General features: G+C 72.8%; 18 protein-coding genes and 1 riboswitch. Of the genes, 13 read left to right on the forward strand and 5 right to left on the reverse strand.

Annotated elements, in window-relative coordinates:
• Window position 1: 1 nt before the first annotated feature.
• A complete protein-coding gene (cobN, locus tag ACIBF8_RS09625; protein ID WP_396781967.1) occupies window positions 2–3670 on the reverse strand; it encodes a cobaltochelatase subunit CobN in 3669 nt (1222 codons plus the stop codon).
• Between the two features lie 280 nt (window positions 3671–3950).
• A riboswitch (cobalamin riboswitch) is annotated at window positions 3951–4080 on the reverse strand.
• Between the two features lie 341 nt (window positions 4081–4421).
• Here cobN and ACIBF8_RS09630 point away from each other — a divergent pair.
• On the forward strand, window positions 4422–4877 hold the full coding sequence (locus ACIBF8_RS09630) for an MBL fold metallo-hydrolase (RefSeq protein WP_396781968.1): 456 nt from the start codon (window positions 4422–4424) through the stop codon (window positions 4875–4877).
• A 49-nt stretch (window positions 4878–4926) separates the two neighbouring features.
• Here the strand turns inward: ACIBF8_RS09630 and ACIBF8_RS09635 are convergent, their stop codons facing one another.
• Window positions 4927–5262 carry a hypothetical protein gene (locus ACIBF8_RS09635; RefSeq protein ID WP_396781969.1) on the reverse strand — a complete coding sequence of 112 codons (336 nt, stop codon included), beginning with the start codon at window positions 5260–5262 and terminating at the stop codon, window positions 4927–4929.
• A 245-nt stretch (window positions 5263–5507) separates the two neighbouring features.
• On the opposite strand from ACIBF8_RS09635, the gene ACIBF8_RS09640 reads away from it, so the two are divergent.
• The 4 genes from ACIBF8_RS09640 to ACIBF8_RS09655 all read left to right on the forward strand — a co-directional run bounded on the left by ACIBF8_RS09640 (window position 5508) and on the right by ACIBF8_RS09655 (window position 8009).
• Window positions 5508–5963 (forward strand): RNA polymerase sigma factor, encoded by a 456-nt coding sequence (locus ACIBF8_RS09640; RefSeq protein ID WP_396781971.1) that lies wholly within the window; start codon window positions 5508–5510, stop codon window positions 5961–5963.
• A complete protein-coding gene (locus ACIBF8_RS09645; protein ID WP_396781973.1) occupies window positions 5956–6666 on the forward strand; it encodes a hypothetical protein in 711 nt (236 codons plus the stop codon). The genes ACIBF8_RS09640 and ACIBF8_RS09645 overlap by 8 nt, the downstream gene beginning before the upstream one ends.
• Before the next feature lie 122 nt (window positions 6667–6788).
• Window positions 6789–7310 carry a hypothetical protein gene (locus ACIBF8_RS09650; protein ID WP_396781974.1) on the forward strand — a complete coding sequence of 174 codons (522 nt, stop codon included), beginning with the start codon at window positions 6789–6791 and terminating at the stop codon, window positions 7308–7310.
• Between the two features lie 243 nt (window positions 7311–7553).
• Window positions 7554–8009 (forward strand): hypothetical protein, encoded by a 456-nt coding sequence (locus ACIBF8_RS09655; RefSeq protein ID WP_396781975.1) that lies wholly within the window; start codon window positions 7554–7556, stop codon window positions 8007–8009.
• A 106-nt stretch (window positions 8010–8115) separates the two neighbouring features.
• On the opposite strand, the gene ACIBF8_RS09660 is transcribed toward ACIBF8_RS09655, so the two are convergent.
• Entirely contained in the window at window positions 8116–9027 is a 912-nt protein-coding gene (locus ACIBF8_RS09660) for an aldo/keto reductase (protein WP_396781977.1), read from the reverse strand.
• Between the two features lie 73 nt (window positions 9028–9100).
• Window positions 9101–10363, reverse strand: a complete 1263-nt coding sequence (locus ACIBF8_RS09665) for an MFS transporter (RefSeq protein WP_396781979.1) — start codon at window positions 10361–10363, stop codon at window positions 9101–9103.
• A 161-nt stretch (window positions 10364–10524) separates the two neighbouring features.
• On the opposite strand from ACIBF8_RS09665, the gene ACIBF8_RS09670 reads away from it, so the two are divergent.
• Window positions 10525–11514 (forward strand): LacI family DNA-binding transcriptional regulator, encoded by a 990-nt coding sequence (locus ACIBF8_RS09670; protein WP_396781981.1) that lies wholly within the window; start codon window positions 10525–10527, stop codon window positions 11512–11514.
• Between the two features lie 89 nt (window positions 11515–11603).
• Window positions 11604–12305, forward strand: coding sequence for an alpha/beta hydrolase (locus tag ACIBF8_RS09675; RefSeq protein WP_396781982.1), 702 nt, complete (start codon window positions 11604–11606; stop codon window positions 12303–12305).
• A gap of 143 nt (window positions 12306–12448) precedes the next feature.
• On the opposite strand, the gene ACIBF8_RS09680 is transcribed toward ACIBF8_RS09675, so the two are convergent.
• Complete coding sequence (locus ACIBF8_RS09680; protein WP_396781984.1) at window positions 12449–13576, reverse strand: aromatic acid exporter family protein; 1128 nt, start codon at window positions 13574–13576, stop codon at window positions 12449–12451.
• Between the two features lie 148 nt (window positions 13577–13724).
• On the opposite strand from ACIBF8_RS09680, the gene ACIBF8_RS09685 reads away from it, so the two are divergent.
• From ACIBF8_RS09685 to ACIBF8_RS09710, 6 genes are all read left to right on the forward strand, one after another.
• Window positions 13725–14294 (forward strand): FAD-dependent monooxygenase, encoded by a 570-nt coding sequence (locus ACIBF8_RS09685; RefSeq protein WP_396781986.1) that lies wholly within the window; start codon window positions 13725–13727, stop codon window positions 14292–14294.
• Between the two features lie 167 nt (window positions 14295–14461).
• A complete protein-coding gene (locus ACIBF8_RS09690) occupies window positions 14462–15253 on the forward strand; it encodes an LppM family (lipo)protein (RefSeq protein WP_396781987.1) in 792 nt (263 codons plus the stop codon).
• A 144-nt stretch (window positions 15254–15397) separates the two neighbouring features.
• The gene (locus ACIBF8_RS09695) at window positions 15398–15742 is read left to right on the forward strand and encodes a hypothetical protein (RefSeq protein ID WP_396781988.1); all 345 of its coding nucleotides are present in this window, start codon (window positions 15398–15400) and stop codon (window positions 15740–15742) included.
• Window positions 15743–15753: 11 nt separating this feature from the next.
• A complete protein-coding gene (locus ACIBF8_RS09700; protein ID WP_396781989.1) occupies window positions 15754–16362 on the forward strand; it encodes a glycine zipper family protein in 609 nt (202 codons plus the stop codon).
• Entirely contained in the window at window positions 16359–17057 is a 699-nt protein-coding gene (locus ACIBF8_RS09705; protein WP_396781991.1) for a carboxypeptidase-like regulatory domain-containing protein, read from the forward strand. Before ACIBF8_RS09700 ends, ACIBF8_RS09705 begins: the two co-directional genes overlap by 4 nt.
• A gap of 23 nt (window positions 17058–17080) precedes the next feature.
• On the forward strand, window positions 17081–18331 hold the full coding sequence (locus ACIBF8_RS09710) for a phage tail sheath family protein (RefSeq protein ID WP_396781992.1): 1251 nt from the start codon (window positions 17081–17083) through the stop codon (window positions 18329–18331).

The following is an 18331-nucleotide window of genomic DNA, read 5'->3' on the forward strand; positions in this document are numbered from 1 at the left end:
GTCATGCCCGGTCCTCCAGGTCACCCTCGCTGGCCAGGTACGTGTCGCGCAGCCGGTCCAGGGTGGCCGGCTCGGGTTTGGCCCACAGCCCTCGGTCGGCGGCCTCCAGCAGCCGCTCGGTGATGCCGCGCAACGCCCACGGGTTGGACCGCTCCAGGAACTCCCGGGTGGTCTCGTCGAAGAGGTACGCGGCGGCCAGGTGCTCGTACATCCAGTCGTCGACCACGCCGGCGGTGGCGTCGTAACCGAACAGGTAGTCCACGGTGGCGGCCAACTCGAACGCGCCCTTGTAGCCGTGCCGACGCATCGCGGCGATCCACTTCGGGTTGACCACCCGGGCCCGGAACACCCGCCGGGTCTCCTCGCCCAGCGTGCGGGTCCGCACGTCGTGCGGCATCGCCGAGTCACCCACGTACGCCTGCGGTGACGTGCCGGTGAGGTGGCGGACCATCGCCACCATCCCGCCGTGATACTGGAAGTAGTCGTCGGAGTCGACGATGTCGTGTTCGCGGGTGTCCTGGTTCTTCACCGCCACCGCGATCCGGGCGAACGAGCGTTCCATGTCGGCGCGTGCCTCCCGCCCGTCCAGCCCTCGGCCGTACGCGTAGCCGCCCCACACCGCGTACACCTCGGCCAGGTCGGCGTCGCTGCGCCAGGTCCGGGCGTCGATCAGGGGCAGCAGTCCCGCGCCGTACGCCCCGGGCTTGGAGCCGAAGATCCGGGCGGTGGCCCGCCGCTCGTCACCGTGCTCGGCGAGGTCGGCGGCGACGTGCGCCCGCAGGTAGTTCTCCTCGGCCGGCTCGTCCAGGGCGGCGACCTGCCGGACGGCGTCGTCGAGCAGGGCCACGACGTGCGGGAACGCGTCGCGGAAGAAGCCGGAGATGCGCACGGTGACGTCGACGCGGGGGCGGCCCAGCTCGGCGGTCGGCACCACCTCGATGCCGGTGACGCGCCGGGAGCGGTCGTCCCAGACCGGCCGGCAGCCCAGCAGCGCGAGCACCTCGGCGATGTCGTCGCCCTGGGTGCGCATGGCGCTGGTGCCCCACACGGTCAACCCCACCGAGCGGGGGTACGCGCCGGTGTCGGCGAGGTGCCGGGCCAGCAGCGAGTCGGCGAGGGCCACCCCGACGTCCCAGGCGTTGCGGCTGGGGATGGCCTTCGGGTCGACGGAGTAGAAGTTGCGGCCGGTGGGCAGCACGTTGACCAGGCCCCGGGTGGGTGACCCGGAGGGGCCGGGCGGCACGAACCTCCCGTCGAGCGCCCGGAGGGTGTGGGTCAGCTCGTCGGTGGTCCGGTCCAGTCGGGGCACCAGCTCGGTGGCGGCGAAGCGCAGGACCGCCGCGACGTCCGGGAGCGGCTGACCGGTCACCTCGGCGACCACGTCGTCGACCGTGTCCACAGCCCAGTCCAGGGTCTCCATGCCGACGACCAGCCGCCGGGCGAGGGCCTCGATGAGGTCGATCGCGTCGGCGGCGGTGCCGGCCGGCCCGTCCACCACGTCGGTGAGCGCTGGGGGCAGCGCCAGTCGTTGTCCCGGTGCCGCGAGCAGCTCCTGCTCGTCGAGGGAGTACGCGACGGCGAGGGCCTGCCGCAGGCCGGGCAGGGCACGGGCGCCACCCCAGATCTGCGGGGCGCGCAGCACCGCGAGGACCAGGTTGACCCGTGGCTCGCCGGTGGGCGCGTCGGCGAGGATGTGCAGCCCGTCGCGGATCTGTACGTCCTTGACCTCGCAGAGGTACCCGTCGAGGTGCAGCACGAAGTCGTCGAAGTCGTCCGCGTCGGGCATCGCCTCGGCGTGCAGGTCGTGGTGCAGTTCGGCGGCGCGTACCAGGTCCCAGATCTGGGCCCGTACGGTCGGCACCTTGGCCGGGTCGAGGGCCTGCACGGTGGCGTACTCGTCCAGCAGTTGCTCCAGTTTGGCCAGGTCGCCGTAGGTCTCGGCGCGGGCCATCGGCGGCACGAGGTGGTCGATGACCACGGCGTGCGCCCGCCGCTTGGCCTGGGTGCCCTCGCCGGGGTCGTTGACGATGAACGGGTAGACCAGCGGCAGGTCACCGAGGACCGCGTCGGGCGCGCAGTCGGCGGCCAGGCCGAGGCCCTTGCCGGGCAGCCACTCCAGGGTGCCGTGCTTGCCCAGGTGCACCACGGCGTCCGCGCCGAAGCCGCCGTCGGCGACGGGCGCGGCCAACCAGCGGTACGCGGCCAGGTAGTGGTGGCTGGGTGGCAGGTCCGGGTCGTGGTAGATGGCGATCGGGTTCTCGCCGAAGCCGCGCGGCGGCTGGATCAGCAGCACCACGTTGCCGAAGCGCAGCCCGGCGAGCACGATGTCGCCGCCCTCGGTGTACAGCTCGCCGGGCGGCTCACCCCAGTGCTCCCGCATCCGCTGGCGCAGTTCGGTCGGGACCTGGTCGAACCAGCGCCGGTAGGTCTGCCCCGGTATCCGGGCCTCGGCGGCGGCCAACTGCTCCGGGGTGAGCCACTCCACGTCGTGACCACCGGCGGCGATCAGCGCGTGGATCAACGCGTCCCCGTCGGTGGGCGGCGGCGCGTCGCCCAGGTCGTAGCCGTCCTCGGCCAGCGCGGCGAACAACCGGACCGCCGACACCGGGGTGTCCAACCCGACGGCGTTGCCGACGCGGGAGTGCTTGGTGGGGTACGAGCTGAGGACCACGGCGATCCGCTTGTCGGGGTTGGGCAGGTACCGCAGCCGGGCGTGGCCTACCGCGATACCGGCGACCCGGGCGGCCCGCTCGGGGTCGGCGGCGTAGACCGAGAGGCCGTCGGAGTCGATCTGCTTGAACGAGAACGGCACGGTGATGATCCGGCCGTCGAACTCGGGGATGGCCACCTGCATGGCGGCGTCCAACGGGGACAGCCCGGCGTCGCTGCCGGCCCACTGCGCTCGGGTGCTGGTGAGGCAGAGCGCCTGGATGATCGGCACCTCCAGGGCGGCCAGGGCGCCGACGTCCCAGGCGTCCTCGTCGCCGCCACCGGAGGCGTCCGCGGCGACCGCACCGCCGGCCGCGAGCACCGTGACCAGCAACGCGTCGCAGCGGGCGAAGAGTTCGAACGGACCGGCGCCCGCGGCGAGCCCGCGCAGCGAGCCGCAGAAGATCGGCAGCGGGTTGCCGCCGGCCGTCCGCACCGCCTCGGCCAACACGTCGACGAACCCGGTGTTGCCAGCGAGGGCGTGCGCCCGGTAGAAGACGATCCCCACGGTGGGCTGCTCCGGATTGGTGGGGTACTCGCGGTGCACGCCGTATGCCGGGGTGGGCGCGGGCGGGGCGAACCCCTCGCCGGTGAGCAGCACCGTGTCGGAAAGAAACCGGGCCAGCTGCTCCAGGTTGTCCGGGCCGCCCTCGACCAGATACGCCAGTGCCTGGGTGACGACCCCGGACGGCACGGTGGAGATGGCCATCAGCTCCGCGTCGGGGAGCGCCTCGCCGCCGAGCACGACTGTCGGCACACCGGTGGCGAGCACCGCGGCGAGGCCGTCGGGCCACGCCTGCCGACCGCCGAGCAGGCGTACGACGACGAGGGCGACCCCGTCGAGGAGGGCAGGCACCTCGTCGGCGGTGACTCGTGCGGGGTTGGCCAACCGGTAGTCGGCGCCGCTGGCGCGGGCGGCCAGCAGGTCGGTGTCGGCGGTGGACAGCAGCAGGATGCGCACGGCAGGCTCCGGAAAGTGACGCCCTAGGCCCCAATGGAGGCGACCGGGACGATGCGGGTGGGTACGGCCTCAGCCGGTACGACGGCCCGGGTGGACGGCACACCGACGCACGCGTCGGGGCCGGTCAGCGCCGGGCGGTCAGCTCAGCGGTGCCGGTGGCCGGTGTCCTTGGAGCGCACTGCCTGGAGCGCAATACGACGATGATCGTCGATTAATGAGACGCCGTGCGTCATCGGGTCCTCCTCGGGTGTCCACGCCCTGGGGTACGTCCCGACGGCCGAAGTATCCTGGCTTCCGGATCGACGCTCTCCCCCGGCCTTCCAACCGCAGACACACGGCCGTGACTCACGAGGGGGGATCGCTCCCCGGTGACAGTGGCGGGACCGCGTCGGATTCGCACCGACTTCCTTCACTGCCGTCAGGCCGCGAATGCTGCCACACCGCCGCGCCGCCGGTCAACGCAGGCCCAACCCCGCCGGGCGGGTGCCGTTCATCGAGTTTTGCCGATCGTTGCGACCTCCGACCGGCACGTCGCAATGCCCCGAATCAATGCGAGCCCTCCTTTGCTCTGCTTACCTGTAGGCGCCAGTGACGCTCCGTGCCTGGTGCACACAGGTAAGCAGAGCAAAGGACGGCCGAACGAACTCTGACCTGCGCCGATCATCCGGCAGCGCGATGCCGGTCGACACCCTCACATAGGATCAGCGATCGCCACACCAGTGTCCGTGATCAATCTCGGAGGTCGATCACCTTGGTCGCCCCGCAGTTCCACCACCTGGCCGGCCGGGTCTGGCTCTGTCCGGGCGATCCGGACCCGGAGGCGGTCCAGGCCGGCGTCGCAGTCGTCGCCGACGAACGCGGCAGTGTGATCATCGACGCCGGGCAGAGCCCCGCGCACGCCGGTGACATCCAGGCCGCGCTGGCCGCCGCCGGGCTACCGGAGCCGCGCTGGCTGGTCTACACCCACCATCACTGGGACCACGTGTGGGGCGCCTGCGCCTGGCCCGGGGTGGAGATCGTCGGGCACGAGACGGCCGTGTCGCTGCTGCGCGCCGAGGCCGCCCGACCGTCATGCTGCTGGGCGACTGCTTCTACCCGCCGCCGGCACACCTGCGGCGACCCGAGGACGGCCTCGACCTCGACCTGGTCCGGCGACTGCTCGACGACGCCTACGACTGGTACGTCTCCAGCCACGCCGAGCCGATGACGCTCGAGCAGGCCCGCTCAGCCGTCGCCGCCGCCTGAGCAGACGAGCCTCAGCGGGCGTGGCGCTCCGGGTGGGACCGGTTCCACGCCCGCATCCGCTCCGGGTAGCCGGTGCGCGCCGCCTCGTACAGCGGCACGGCGTGCTTGCGGGCGATGGCCCCCGCCGCGCGAGGCGTTCCGGTACGGCGACGGATCCACTCGCCGTCGTGGGCGATCGCCACCACGGTGGTGTCCGTCGCGGTCGTCTCCGGCTCCAGGTAGAACTCCACCCCCCGCCGAGTGGCCACGAACGCCTCCAGCGCCGCGAGGTCGTCGCGGGTCGCCTCCCGGTCCAGCTTCGTCGGGGTCGCCTCGGCACCCCGTGACCGACGATTGAACCAGCTCATGCCCCGCTCCTCTCCTCGACGCCCTCCAGTGCAGCACCGATTCCTGGCAATACGCTGCACGCCGGATGGGAGCAAGCTGACCCGCGCCGGGTGGAACCCGCGGCGGGTGGGCGGTGTCATGAGTGTGATCCGGACGGAGGTCTCCCCTGGACGACGAGACGCTCGTCACCCGCGCTCGCTCCGGTGACCTGGAGGCGTACAACCTCCTGGTCGCCCGGCACACCGCGTCCGCGTACCGGACGGCGGTGCTGCTCGGCGCGGGCTCGGACGCCGAGGACGTCATCCAGGAGGCGTTCGTGAAGGCGTACCGGAAGCTGTCCCGTTACCGGGGTGACGCGTCCTTCCGGTCATGGCTGCTCGCGATCGTCGCCAACGAGACCCGCAACCTGCACCGTTCCCGGGGCCGGCGGGACGGGCTCGTGCTGCGGGCGGCGGCCGCGGATCCGGCGTCCGAGGTCGCCGAGGACGACGCGGTCGGCGCGGTCCTCGCCGGGGAGCGCCGGGCGTCGCTGGTGCAGGCACTGCGGCAACTGCCGGTACGGGACCGTGAGGTGATCGTCTGCCGGTTCTTCCTCGATCTCACCGAGGAGGAGACGGTGGCGGCTCTGGGCTGGCCCCGGGGCACGGTGAAGTCGCGTACGTCCCGGGCGCTGGCGAAACTTCGCGGCCTGCTCGACCGGGAGGAGGTCCGGCATGGGTGACCTCGAACGGGAACTGCGTGACCTGTCGGCTTGGCTGGAGACGCCCGAGCCACCGGACGTGACGGCCCGTGTCCGCGTACGGCTCGACAGGCCCGCGCGCCGGTGGCGCCCGCTCGTCGCGGCGGCGCTGGTTGCCCTGCTCGTGGCGGTGTTGCCGCCGACCCGTGCCGCCATTGCCGACGCCGTTGGCGGCCTGCTGCGCTTCGCCGGGGTCAGCATCGCCACCTCGCCCGCGCCGACGCGGCCCAGCGGCGTCGCGTCGCCCTTGCCTGGGCAACGGCCCGCCGGCCTGACCGAGGCACAACGGGCGGTACGGTTCCCGATCCGCCTACCGGCGAAGCTGGGTCCGCCCGAACGGGTGCTGGTCGCCGACCCCGACCCCACCGGCACGTGCCGGGTGGTGACGCTGCTCTACGACGGCGGCGCGCTGCGCATCGACGCGTTCGATGGCCGCCTCAACCTGTCCTTCCACAAGGAGGTCACCCCGCCGGGAGCGGACTGGGTCGAGGTCAACGGCGACTTCGCCGTGTGGGTCGACGGCCCGCACGTCGTGTCCTACGTGGACCGTGCGGGGGAAGTCCGCAACGAGAGCGCCCGGCTGGCCGCCTCGACCCTGATCTGGCAGGACGCCGACGTGAGCTACCGGCTCGAGGGCGCCCTCACCCAGACCGAGGCGATCGAGATCGCCCGCTCGCTGCGCTAGGGAACCTGACGGGAACGGCCGGTGTCCTGAAGATACGACGAGTCGCCGTCACCTCGGTCTATTCCAGCCCGACGTGGCGGCCGGGGCACCGGAGGGTGGAGATGGGTTCACGGGGCAGGTTGATGCTGGCGTCAGCGACGGTCCTGTTGGCGGGGTGCACCACCACGACCAGCGGCGGGTCGGCCGCACCGACCGCCACAACGGCCACGGCGGCCACCACCATCGCCACCACGGCGAGCGCTGCGAACGCCGCGACGGGCTGCGATTCGCGGGTCGAGACGGGGTCCCTGCCCGACTGGGCGGACGCCGGATTCCACGGGGACGCCCGCATCGCGCACGTGTTCGGTGCGAAGGGTGACATCGTCGCGGTGCTGTTCGCCAACCCGCTGCGGCACGTCCGGAAGGACGGGTCGAACAACAAGATCCTCTGGGTGGCCCGCGCGTCCACGACCTCGCCCGACCCGGCGGCACCGACGACCCTGGTGATCACCGCGACGTTGGACGGCACCGACACCCGGGTGACCCGGGAGGTCGCCGGCGGCCCGGGCCCGTCGACCATCGACATGCCGCAGGCCGGTTGCTGGCACCTCGACCTGCGCTGGTCCGGGCACACCGACACGATAGACCTGGTCTACGCCCCGTAAGCCGGCGCCGGCCCGCCTAGGCTGCCGGTCATGCGGGAGGACGAGCGGGTGGCGGCGGCCCGCGACAACACCGAGTGGTGCGACATCGTCTGCGGCAGCCACGGGCTCACCGGCCGTACCGACGCTGACGCCTGATCGGTCCCCCGCCGCTCGCCACCGTGGTATCCCGACGCGGTCACCCTGCGGCCGGGCGTCGACGCCGCGACCCTGCTGGGCCGGATCGACGCGAGTCCTGGCGCGTCGGTGAAGGACAGCTTCGCCGACCTCGACCTGTCCGGCTACGGGTTCCGGGTGCTCGTCGACGCCCCGTGGATCCACCGGCCTCGGGCGGCCGCGCCGCCCGTCCCGCCGCTCAGCCCGGTCACCACACCCGACGAGCTGGCGGCCTGGGCGGCGGCTCACGGAGGTGGCGAGCTGTTCCGCCCGACGCTCCTGACCGACCCACGGGTACGGGTCCTCGCCCGCCGCGACGACCACGGCGCGATCACCGGCGGTGCGGTGCTCAGCGGCGGCGACGACAGGTACGGCGTCTCCAACCTGTTCTCCCACACCGACAACCCTCGCGATGTCTGGCTGGCAGTCTGCGCCACCCACCCCGCCGCATCCCTGGTCGGCTACGAGTCCCTACCCGATCTCCCCCCAGCCCTGGAAGCAGGCTTCCGCACCACCGGCCCCCTCCGAATCTGGCTCCGCGACTAACCCCCAACCCCGTCGATCATGAAGTTAGCGGCGCGACACGCCGACACCGGTGGCGATAACTCCATGATCGACGGGTCACGGGGTCAGGGGTCAGGGGGTCAGCGGGTCAGGGGGTTGAAGGGGCGGACAGGTCGGCCAGGTTTTGGGGGGTCAGGGTTAGGGCTGCGGCCGCGATGTTCTGGGCCAGGTGGTGCGGGTTGGCGGTGCCGGGGATGGCCAACACGTGGGGGCCCTGGTGCAGGGTCCAGGCGAGGCGTACCTGCTGGGCGGTGACGCCGTGCGCGCGGGCCACCGCCTCGACGGCCTCGTTCCGCGCGGCGCTCGCGCCCGCCTCCCGCCCGCTGCCGGCCAGCGCGAAGAACGGCACGTAGGCGATGCCCCGCTCACCGCAGAGCCGGACGAAGCCGTCCTGCTCCCGGTAGGCGTCCACCCCGTAGTTGTTCTGCACACAGACCACCGGCGCGATGTCCGCCACCTCGTCCAGCTGCTCGGGCCGCACGTTGGAGAGCCCGAGGTGCCGGATCAGACCGGCGGCCCGCAATTCGGCGAGCGCACCGAACCGATCGGCCAGCGGCACCGCGCCCGGTCCCCGGCCGAGGCGCAGGTTCACCACGTCGAGCTGGTCGCGGCCGAGCCGACGAAGGTTCTCCTCCACCTGAGCCCGCAACTGTGCTGGGGTGAACGCCTCGGTGAAGCCCGCCTCCGGGTCGTACCCGAAACCGACCTTGGTGGCGATGACCAGATCCTTCGGGTACGGGGCGAGCGCCGCGCGGATCAGCTCGGTGGCGTAGCGGGCCGGGCCGGTGCCGACGCGCAGGGTGCCGCCGGGCGAGACGTAGAACGCGGCCGTGTCGATGTGGTTGACGCCCAGCTCCACGGCCCGGCGGAGCAGGGCGACGGCCCGGTCACGGTCGGGGTTCGCGGTGATCCGCATGGAGCCGAAGCCCATCCGGTGCACGGTGCGGTCGCCCAGGGTCCAAGTGCCCGCCGCGGCGGCGGTGATCTCGTCGGTTGGCATCAGGCGACCGTAGTCAGCGCGGGTGCGCGGCGCAGTCGGCCACGCACCCGATACCGCCGGGCGGCGAGGTGGGCTAGTTTTGATCTACCGAGGAAGCCGTTTCGGCGGCGTGCGGCGGGCGCAGCACCGGCACCAGCAGCAGGGTCGGCAACAGCAGCAGCGGCACCGCCAGCAGCGCGCGCAGGGTGCCGACCTGGTCGCCGATCAGCCCCAGCAGCGGCGGGCCACCGAGGAACGCGGTGTAACCGATCACCGCGACCACGCTCACCCGCACCGCCGCGTGCGCCTCGTCGTCGGCCGCCGCGCTCATCCCGACCGGGAAGCCCAGCGACGCTCCGAGACCCCACAGCGCGACGCCGATGATGGCCACCGGCCCGGAGCCCGCCAGCACGGCCAGGCCGGCGCCGACCACGGCGAGCCCGATGGTGCCGCTGAGCACCGGCACGCGACCCCACCGGTCCAGCGCGATGGTGCCGGCGGTGCGCCCGACGGTCATGCCCACCACGAAGACCGCGAACACCGCCGCGCCGGCGGCCTCGCTCAGCTCCCGTCCGTCGATGAACGCCACGGCCAGCCAGTCGTTGGCGGCACCCTCGGTGAACGCCGCCACCAGCACGAACAGCCCGATCAGCAGGGTGCGCGGCTCCCGCCAGGCGGCGAGTTGCGCCCGGCGGCGGGCCGCCGGGGTGGCGTCCGCCGGGTCGCCGGTGTGATCGCTGCCCACCGGCAGGAACGTCCGGGCGGCGAGCGCGGTGCCGGTCAACACGACCACCGCCACCGCGACCAGGTGCGCGCCGACCGACACGTCGAAGCGGGCCGCCCCGGCGCCGAGCGCCGCGCCGGCCACCGAACCGAGGCTCCACCCCGCGTGGAAACGGGGCATGATCGTTCGGCCGAGTCGCCGTTCGACCGCCGCGCCCTCGACGTTCATCGCCACGTCACAGGCGCCGGAGCCGTAGCCGAGGGCGATCAACCCCACGGCGACGACGGCGAACGCCCCGGTCATCGTGGCGCCCAGCCCCGCCACGCTCAGGCCGACCGCGACCAGCACGGTGGCCATCGTGACGGTGCGGGCCGCGCCGAATCGCTGGGCGAGCAGGCCGGAGGTGGGCATGGCGAGCAGCGCGCCGACACTCATCGCCAGCAGCAGCAGCCCGAGTCGGCCGGCGGAGAGGTCCAACGCCTCGCGGACCGCCGGGACGCGGGAGAACCAGCTACCGACGGCGAGCCCGTTGAGGGTGAAGGTGACAGCGACGCCGTTGCGGGCGAGCCGCACCGCCCGCAGGGACGGCGGTGCGATGTCCGGGGCCAACGGTCGGCTGGTGGGGGCGCTCACGAGGGCAGTTCCTCTTTCTCGGGGTGATCTCCTGGCACGATCGCACACCTGAGAGCGCTACCACCACAACCGGGAACCGCCCCTTACCGCTGGTGGTCCGGCCGGGGCATGATGTGAGCAGGCGTTTGTCCGACCGGACGGGCCGCCGCAGGAGGCGAACGATGACGGCAGCCGCACACCGACCGGCCACCCTCGAGGACGTGGCGCGGGTCGCCGGGGTGTCCCGGTCCACGGCGTCGCGGGTGATCGCCGGCACGGGGTTCGCCTCGCCGGCCGCCCGGGAACAGGTCACGGCAGCCGTCGACCAGCTCCGCTACGTCCCCAACCCCGCCGCCCGCGCCCTGGTGCGCGGCGGCGGCGTACGCCTGGTCGTGGCCGTCCTGGGTACCAGCGCGGCGGTGCTCGACGACCCGTACGTGCACCAGGTGGTCGGCTCGGCCGCCCGGCTGTGCTCGCCCGCCGGTGTCGGGGTGGCGCTGCACTGGCTGCCGATCGGCGGCCCGCGCGGCCTCGACCAACTCGAGGGTGACCGCAGCGTCTGCGGCGTGATCCTGGTCAACACCACCGAGGACCTGCTGGAGGCGGTGCCCCGGTCGCTGCGCGGCCGGGTGGTCTCGATCGGCGTCGGCTCGGCGACCGTGCCGTCGTTCGACGTCGACAACGCCGCCGGTTCCGAAGCGGTGCTGCGTCACCTGTACGCCACGGGTCGCCGCCGGATCGCCATGGTGACCGGCCCCCGATGGCTGCCCTGCGCGCAACGCCCCGTGCAGACGTACCGCCGACTCATGGCCGAGGCGGGCCTGCCGCAGCGGGTGCTCCCCGGGGACTTCACGGCGGCACGCGGCCGGGCGGCGGCCGGTGAGGCGCTGCGCCGCTGGCCGGACCTCGACGCGATCTACGCGATCAGCGACGACACCGCGCTCGGGGTGATCGCGGGCCTGCGGGACGCCGGCGCGGAGGTGCCCGGCGACGTCGCGGTGGCCGGGTTCGACGACATTCCGGTGGCCGGGCTGACCACCCCGGCACTGACCACGGCGAGTCACCCGGTCGGGCGGATCGCCGTCGCCGCGGCCACCGCCCTGCTGGACGGGCGCCCGGTCGCACCGGTGACCCTCTTCCCGTCCGCCCTGGTCACCCGGGCCAGCGCCTGAGTCGGCGCTCAGCACAACGCTGACGGTTAACCTCGCACGGGCCGGGTAACCGCGTCGGACCTTTCGTCCACCGCGAGGAGTGCCGACCCGTGTCCGACTCCGCGCCGTCGCACTGGGACTCGGCGCAGGGCGCCCGGAACGGCCGGTTGACCGCACGCCGGCACCCACCGGTGGCGCCGGCGCCCACCGGGCTCGTGCCGATGACCGGCCCGGATGGTGACCGGCTGGCCCTGGTGTACGCCCCGGAGCCGGTGACCGACGCGTCGGCGTACCGGTTGGTGCTGCTCCTGCACGGCGCCGGTGGCTCGGGGCGACAGGGGCTGGACCTGCTGTTCTCCGTCGCGGACGCGCACCACCTGCTGCTGGTCGCCCCGGAGTCGTCGGCGGCCAGTTGGGACCTGATCGCCGGCGGATTCGGGGCGGACGTGGGGCGCATCGACGCGCTGTTGGCGACCATCTTCGATGGCTACCCGGTGCGGGACGTGACGTTCGGCGGCTTCTCCGACGGCGCGTCGTACGCGTTGTCGCTCGGCCTGGCGAACGGGGATCTGGTCGACGCGGTGCTGGCGTTCTCCCCCGGTTTCGCCGCGCCCCCGGTCACCCACGGCCAGCCACGAATCTTCATCTCGCACGGTGTCGACGACCGGGTGCTGCCCATCGACGTGTGCAGCCGTCGCCTGGTCCCCCACCTACGCGACCGAGGCTACGACGTCACGTACGAGGAGTTCCCCGGCGGGCACGACATCCCCACCCCGATCCGCGACTCAGCCACCACCTGGCTAACTTCCTAACCCACCCCGCCCTCCCCACCCCCACCCCGCCCTCCCACCCCCACTTGGTCGATCATGGAGTTGTGGTGGGCGATTGACGCCGAAAAGTGGCTTACGGGGGCCACCACAAGTCCTTGATCGACCAGGAGCTTCGTCGGGCGCAATCAGACCGGCGGGAGGCCGAGGGCGTCGTCGACGCGGGCCAGGACGGTGGCGTCGTCCTCGGGGTTGACGCCCCGCAGCAGGTCGATGGCCGTGGCCCGGACCTGACCGATGATCATCGCCAGTGGGAGGGTCTGGGTGGCGCCGAAGAGCCGCCCGGCGGCGTGCACGGCGGCCAACGCGGACTCGTCGGCCCGGGTGGCATGCCGGTCGGCGGTCTCGTCCTGCCCGTCCAGGTCGGCGGCGAGAGCGGCACCGGCCTCGCGGACGGCCTCGGCCAGGGATCGCAGGGCGGCGCCCAGCTCGGGTGGCACCGGGGCGTGCAGCCGACTGAGGGTCACGCCCGCGCGGGCCAGCACCCGGACGTTGCGGACCGCGTAGTCGATCTGCCGGATCGACTCGTCCACCGAGCGCAGCCGACCGATGTGCTGGCGACGACGGACGTTGAGCCGCAGCGCCTCACCGGCGGCCAGCACGCCGTCGCGCAGCCCGTCCACCCGGGCGTCCATCCCCCGGGCCTGGGTCAGCGCGGCGACCGCGGCCGGCTCGTCGCGGTGATCCAGCGCGTCGGCGATCCCGCCGAGCAGCCCAGCCAACTCGTCGAATGTCCGCCGCACCTCGGCGATCAGCGGGGCCAGCGGGTGCCGGGCGTCGACCAGCAGGCTGGCCGCGAGCGCGACCGCGCCGCCGATCAGCGCGTCGACGAACCGGAACGGCACCAACGACCCGTCCGGCGGGGCGACCACCACCAGGTAGAGGGCGGAGACCGCGGCCTGCACCAGCGTCACGCCGGTGGCGCCGAAGGCCACCGCGAGCAGGACGGTGAGCAGGATGACGGTGAAGACCGTCCAGGTGCTGCCCGGGCCGAGCGCCTGCACCACCAGGTCCGCGACGAGCACCCCGGCGGCGACCCCGAGGACCACCTCCACGGCGCGGCGAATCCGCTGCCCCCGGGTCTGACCGAGAACGATCAGCGCGGCGGCCGGGGCGAAGAAGGGCTGCGGGTGCCCGAGCAACCGGGTGGCCAGCAGCCAGGCCACGGTCGCCGCGACGGTCGCCTCCAGCACCGGCCGCCAGCCCTGCCGCAGCCGCCCACTGGCCGTCCGCAGGCCGCCGAACCGCACCATCATTGCCCTCCCTCCCGCACCGCGCTGGCCGGCCTGCCGCGCCCGTCTCGCCGGCCCACGGCGCCGGAGGGCGATCGTCTCCCATCGAACAACGCACCAGCTCACCGGGGCTGCCCCGCAGCCCGGCGGCGGGCGGCTCGATCAACTCCCGGTGAGGGCACGCAGCAGCGTACGGACGGCGGCGAGCGCCTGGCGGGTCCGCAGGTACGCGGAGGTGGTGCCGGGCGGCATCCCGGCACGGACGTGCACCACGGCACTCGGCGTGCACCGGGCCACGCTGCACCGCACCCTGCGGGAGGCGCTGCCCGCCTCGCCCCTGCACACCGACGCCGAGGTGGAGCACGTCGAGTCCGGCCCGAACCGCGCCGAGGTGCGCTATCGGAGGCCCGACGGCCCGCACACCATCGGTGACGCGGCCCACGCGACGACACCCAACCTCGGGCAGGGCGCCGCGCAGGCCACCGAGGACGCGGTGGTGCTCGGCGCGGTCTGCGCGGGCGGCGCCGAGGGGCTGCCGGCCGCCCTGGCCGCGTACGACGAGCAGCGTCGGCCGCGCAGCCAGGCCGTCGCCCGGGCCTCCGTCACCGCCGGCCGGTTCGGACAGCAGCTGCACAACCCGGTCGCCGTCGCGGTACGGGACACCGCGTTGCGGCTCACCCCGGGTCGGGTCGCCCTGCGCAGCGTGGCCCGCTACGCCGACTGGCGACCACCGGTGGGCTGAGCCGACTCGGCGGCCGCCGGAAACCACCGTCGCCCCAAAGCTCCAGAATAGTCATTCGGGCCGCCGTCCGGGCTAATCAAAGGCGACAGTGCGCCCGTACAATCGGCGACTTCGTTGTGACCGATCGCTGACTGCTGATGGTGAAATCGATCACACACACTGAGTCCATGAACAGGAGAGTCAACCGCGGTAAGGCACTCCGCGTCGCGGTGTGTCTGCTCCTGCTTGCCGCGCTGAGCGGTTGCATGGAACTCAACATGGGGTTGACCGTCAACGCCGACGACACGGTCGACGGGCAGCTGCTGTTGACGGCCCAGAAGTCCGTGCTCAGCGCACGGAACAAGAACATCCCGGCCGCTTTCGCGGAGCTTCGACAGAACATTCCCGCCCTGCCGCCCGGTGAGGAGACCGGGTACGAGGACGACAGGGTCTTCGGTTCCCAGATCAGTTACCGGAAGGCGCCGCTGGCGGGCTTCGACACGGAGAGCGTGAAACTGGTCCGAGACGACGACTTCTACCGCTTCACGCTGCCGCTCGACCCCAGCAAATACGGCGGAAAAATAGCCGAGCAAAATCCGCAACAGCAGCAGGCATTCCTCAAGCTGATGTCGTTCGAGATCTCGGTGACTTTTCCCGGCCGGGTGATCGACAGCAACGGCACCGTCAACGGCCGTTCGGTCAGCTGGAAGGTCGACTCCAACCAGGACAAGCCGACCGAGCTGCGAGCCGTGGCCGAGGCACCACCTCGACCGTCCGCCTCGCCGGCCGCCGCCGCAAACGGAGGCGGATTCCCCTGGCTGCTGGTCGGCGGCGGCGTCCTCCTCCTGCTCCTGCTCGCCGCGGTGGGCGTACTCCTGGTGCGTCGCCGTCACCCCGCGGCGCCGGCGGCGCCCGGCCCGACCCCACCCGGTCCGACCCCGCCGCCGGGACCGCCCGCCGGCGCCCCGGGGCCTGGCTGATCCATCCGGTGGCCGGCTCAGCCGGCCACGCCCGGCCCCGGCCGCCCCCGAGACGACGGCGACCGGCTCCCGGTGCTCCCCACCCGGAGCACCGAACCTCACCACCACATCCCGGTCGCACCATCGCAGAAAAGGGGGATCGCCATGAACGATCTCTTCACCTGGGCAGCCCTGGGTACCATCGCCGGCGCGAGCGCCGCCACCCTGCTGGCCACCAACGTCATCGGCGGGCTGATCGGCCCGAGCGGCGACAAGCTCCGCAAGTGGATCGCCATCGTCATCGCGTTGCTGCTGTCCTACGTGACGGCGGCGTTCGCCGACGACGCCGGCGGCGAGAAGTGGGTCATCGCGTTCTTCAACGCGCTGGTCATCTTCTCCGCCGCGCTCGGCGTCAACCAGTTCCCGCCCGGCAACCGGCAGGCGACTCAGCCGTCGCCGACCCAGGTCGCACAGGGTCGTGAACCCCGAGTCTTCCGTTCCTGGGTCTGAGGGGTGTCGTCATGGTCTTCGGAATTCTCAGCGCGGCGATCCAGGTCGGATTCGGCGCCCTGCTCGGCTTCCTCGCCGGCGGCCCGATCGGGCTGCTGATCGGCGCCGTCGTGGGCCTGGTGGTCGGCGCGGTCTTCGGCTGGTCGGTGGCCTCCGCCGGGGTGTACGCCTCGGACGCCCGCGGCATCTTCCTCTTCGTCGTCGACCACACCTGGAGTCTGCTCAACACGGTCGTCGGGGCCATCTACCTGGCCGTGCACCTGATCTTCGGGCACTCACTGGACCGGCCCACGTCGCAGGGCAGCGGCCGGGTCAGCGTGGTGGAGGGGGTCTCGCCCCGCTACGCCACCACCATCGGCACCGTCTGCGCCGGCTCCAGCTCGGGCATCCAGCGGCACGAGGACGTGCACATCTTCCAGGGTCGCCTGCTCGGCCCCCTCTACATCCCGCTGGTGCTGGCGAACTACGTCCTGTTCACCATCGCCCCGGTGTGGCTGCTCTACCACGACCACACCAACGCGCCGATCAACCGCTTCACCCGGTACTTCGAGATCGGCGTCTACCCGCACGTCTGGAACGAGGCCATCGCGTACCGGATCCAGGGGACGCCGCCGCGATGAGCGACCACGGGCGCGGACCGATCGAGGCGGCCACCGCCGCACTGGTCGCCTGGGTGACCAACGCGGCGGGGCAACCCGTTCCGATCGGCCCGCCCCGGGCGTGCGACGACGCCGACGGGCTCACCCTCTGGCCCCTCGAACTGCGCCCGGCCCGGCAGACCCGTTCCAGCGGCGCGGTCCGCGAACCGTACCGGTTCACGGTCCGCCACCTGCTCTGCGTGACCGGGCCGGCCGGGTTGCCCCGGCTGGACCGGGTGCTCACCGCCGCGACCAGCGACGGCAGCTACCCGCTCGTCCTGGAGGCCGGTGATCCACCACTGTGGACGGCGTTCGGCACCGCGCCCCGACCGGCGCTGCTGATCGACGTTCCCGCGCAGGTCGACCATCCGACCCCGGCCGCACCGCCGGTGCTGCGACCGCTGCGGCTACGGCACCTCGACGTGCGCAGCCTCAGCGGGCGGGTGATCGGCCCCGAGGACCAACCGCTGGCCGCGATGCGGGTGGAGCTGCCCGGCACCGGGTCCGCCACCCGTACCGACCCGGACGGCCGGTTCCTGCTCGTCGGCGTCCCGCACGACCCCGAGCAGCCGGGCCCGGTCCGGCTGCGGCTGACCGGACGCGGGCTCGTCCTCACCGCCGACGTCGACCCGGGCGAGGACGACATCGTCATCGTCTGCGCGCCACCGACCCACTGACACCCACCCGCACAGGAGGACCGATGCCCAGCTACTTCTCCCCCGGCATCTATGTCGAGGAGGTCCCCAGCGGCGCCCGACCGATCGGCCCGGCGAGCACCAGCATCGCCGCGTTCGTCGGCGTCGCCCCGAACCGCTCCGCCCACCTGGGCAAGGCGGTACCGGTGAACAACTGGACCGAGTTCCTGCGGCTCTTCGCCGACGGGGAGCGAGTGGAGAGCACCCCGCTGGCCCGGGCGGTCTTCGGCTTCCTGGACAACGGAGGAGCCCGCTGCTGGGTGGTCAACGTCGGCGAGGGCGGCGCGATCACCGGCACCGGGCAGCGACGCGGCGGCCTGCAACTGCTGGAGGCGGTCGACGAGATCTCCATCATCGCCGCACCCGGCTTCCATGACGTGGTGTCGCACGAGGCACTGCTGAGCATGGCCGAGCGCACCCGCACCATGGTCGCGATCTGCGACCCGGCACCGGACATCGACGACATCGCCGCGTTGACCCGGGTCGCCACGCCGTCCTCCGGCAAACCCCCCAAGCCCGCCGAGGGCACCGGCGGCGGGTCGGGCGGCGGATCGGCCCAGCCGGGCGGCTCCGGCGGGCACGAGGGGCCCGCCTACCGCCCCCGCCAGTCCGAGTACGGCGCCTTCTACTACCCCTGGCTGCGGGTGCGCGACCCGATCAGCGGCGAGTTGGAGCTCACCCCGCCGAGCGGGCACCTGGCCGGCATCTGGGCCCGCACCGACGCCCTGCGCGGGGTGCACAAGGCCCCGGCCAACGAACCCGTGCGCGGCGCCGTGGACCTGGGCTACCTGGTCACCCGACCGGAGCACGACGTGCTCAACCCCAAGGGCGTCAACGTGATCCGCTACTTCGCCGGCGAGGGCATCCGCGTCTGGGGCGCCCGTACGCTCGCCGCCGAGGCCAGCGAGTGGCGCTACCTCAACGTCCGGCGCCTCAGCATCGCCATCGAACAGGCCATCGCCAACGGCACCCGGTGGATGGTGTTCGAGCCCAACGACTTCACCCTCTGGCGTTCGATCCGGCGCGACATCGGGGCGTTCCTCACCCGGGTGTGGCGCGACGGCGCGTTGTTGGGGCGTAGCCCCGAGGAGGCGTTCTTCGTCAAGTGCGACGAGGAGACCAACCCGCCGGACGTCCGTGACGCGGGCATGGTGATCGCCCACATCGGCATCGCGGTCGTCAAGCCCGCCGAATTCGTGGTGTTCAAGCTGAGCCAGTGGGCCGGCGGCACCGAGACCGAGACGATCGGAGGCTGA

It is taken from the genome of Micromonospora sp. NPDC050276 (assembly GCF_044459545.1).
In the GTDB taxonomy this organism is placed as follows: domain Bacteria; phylum Actinomycetota; class Actinomycetes; order Mycobacteriales; family Micromonosporaceae; genus Micromonospora.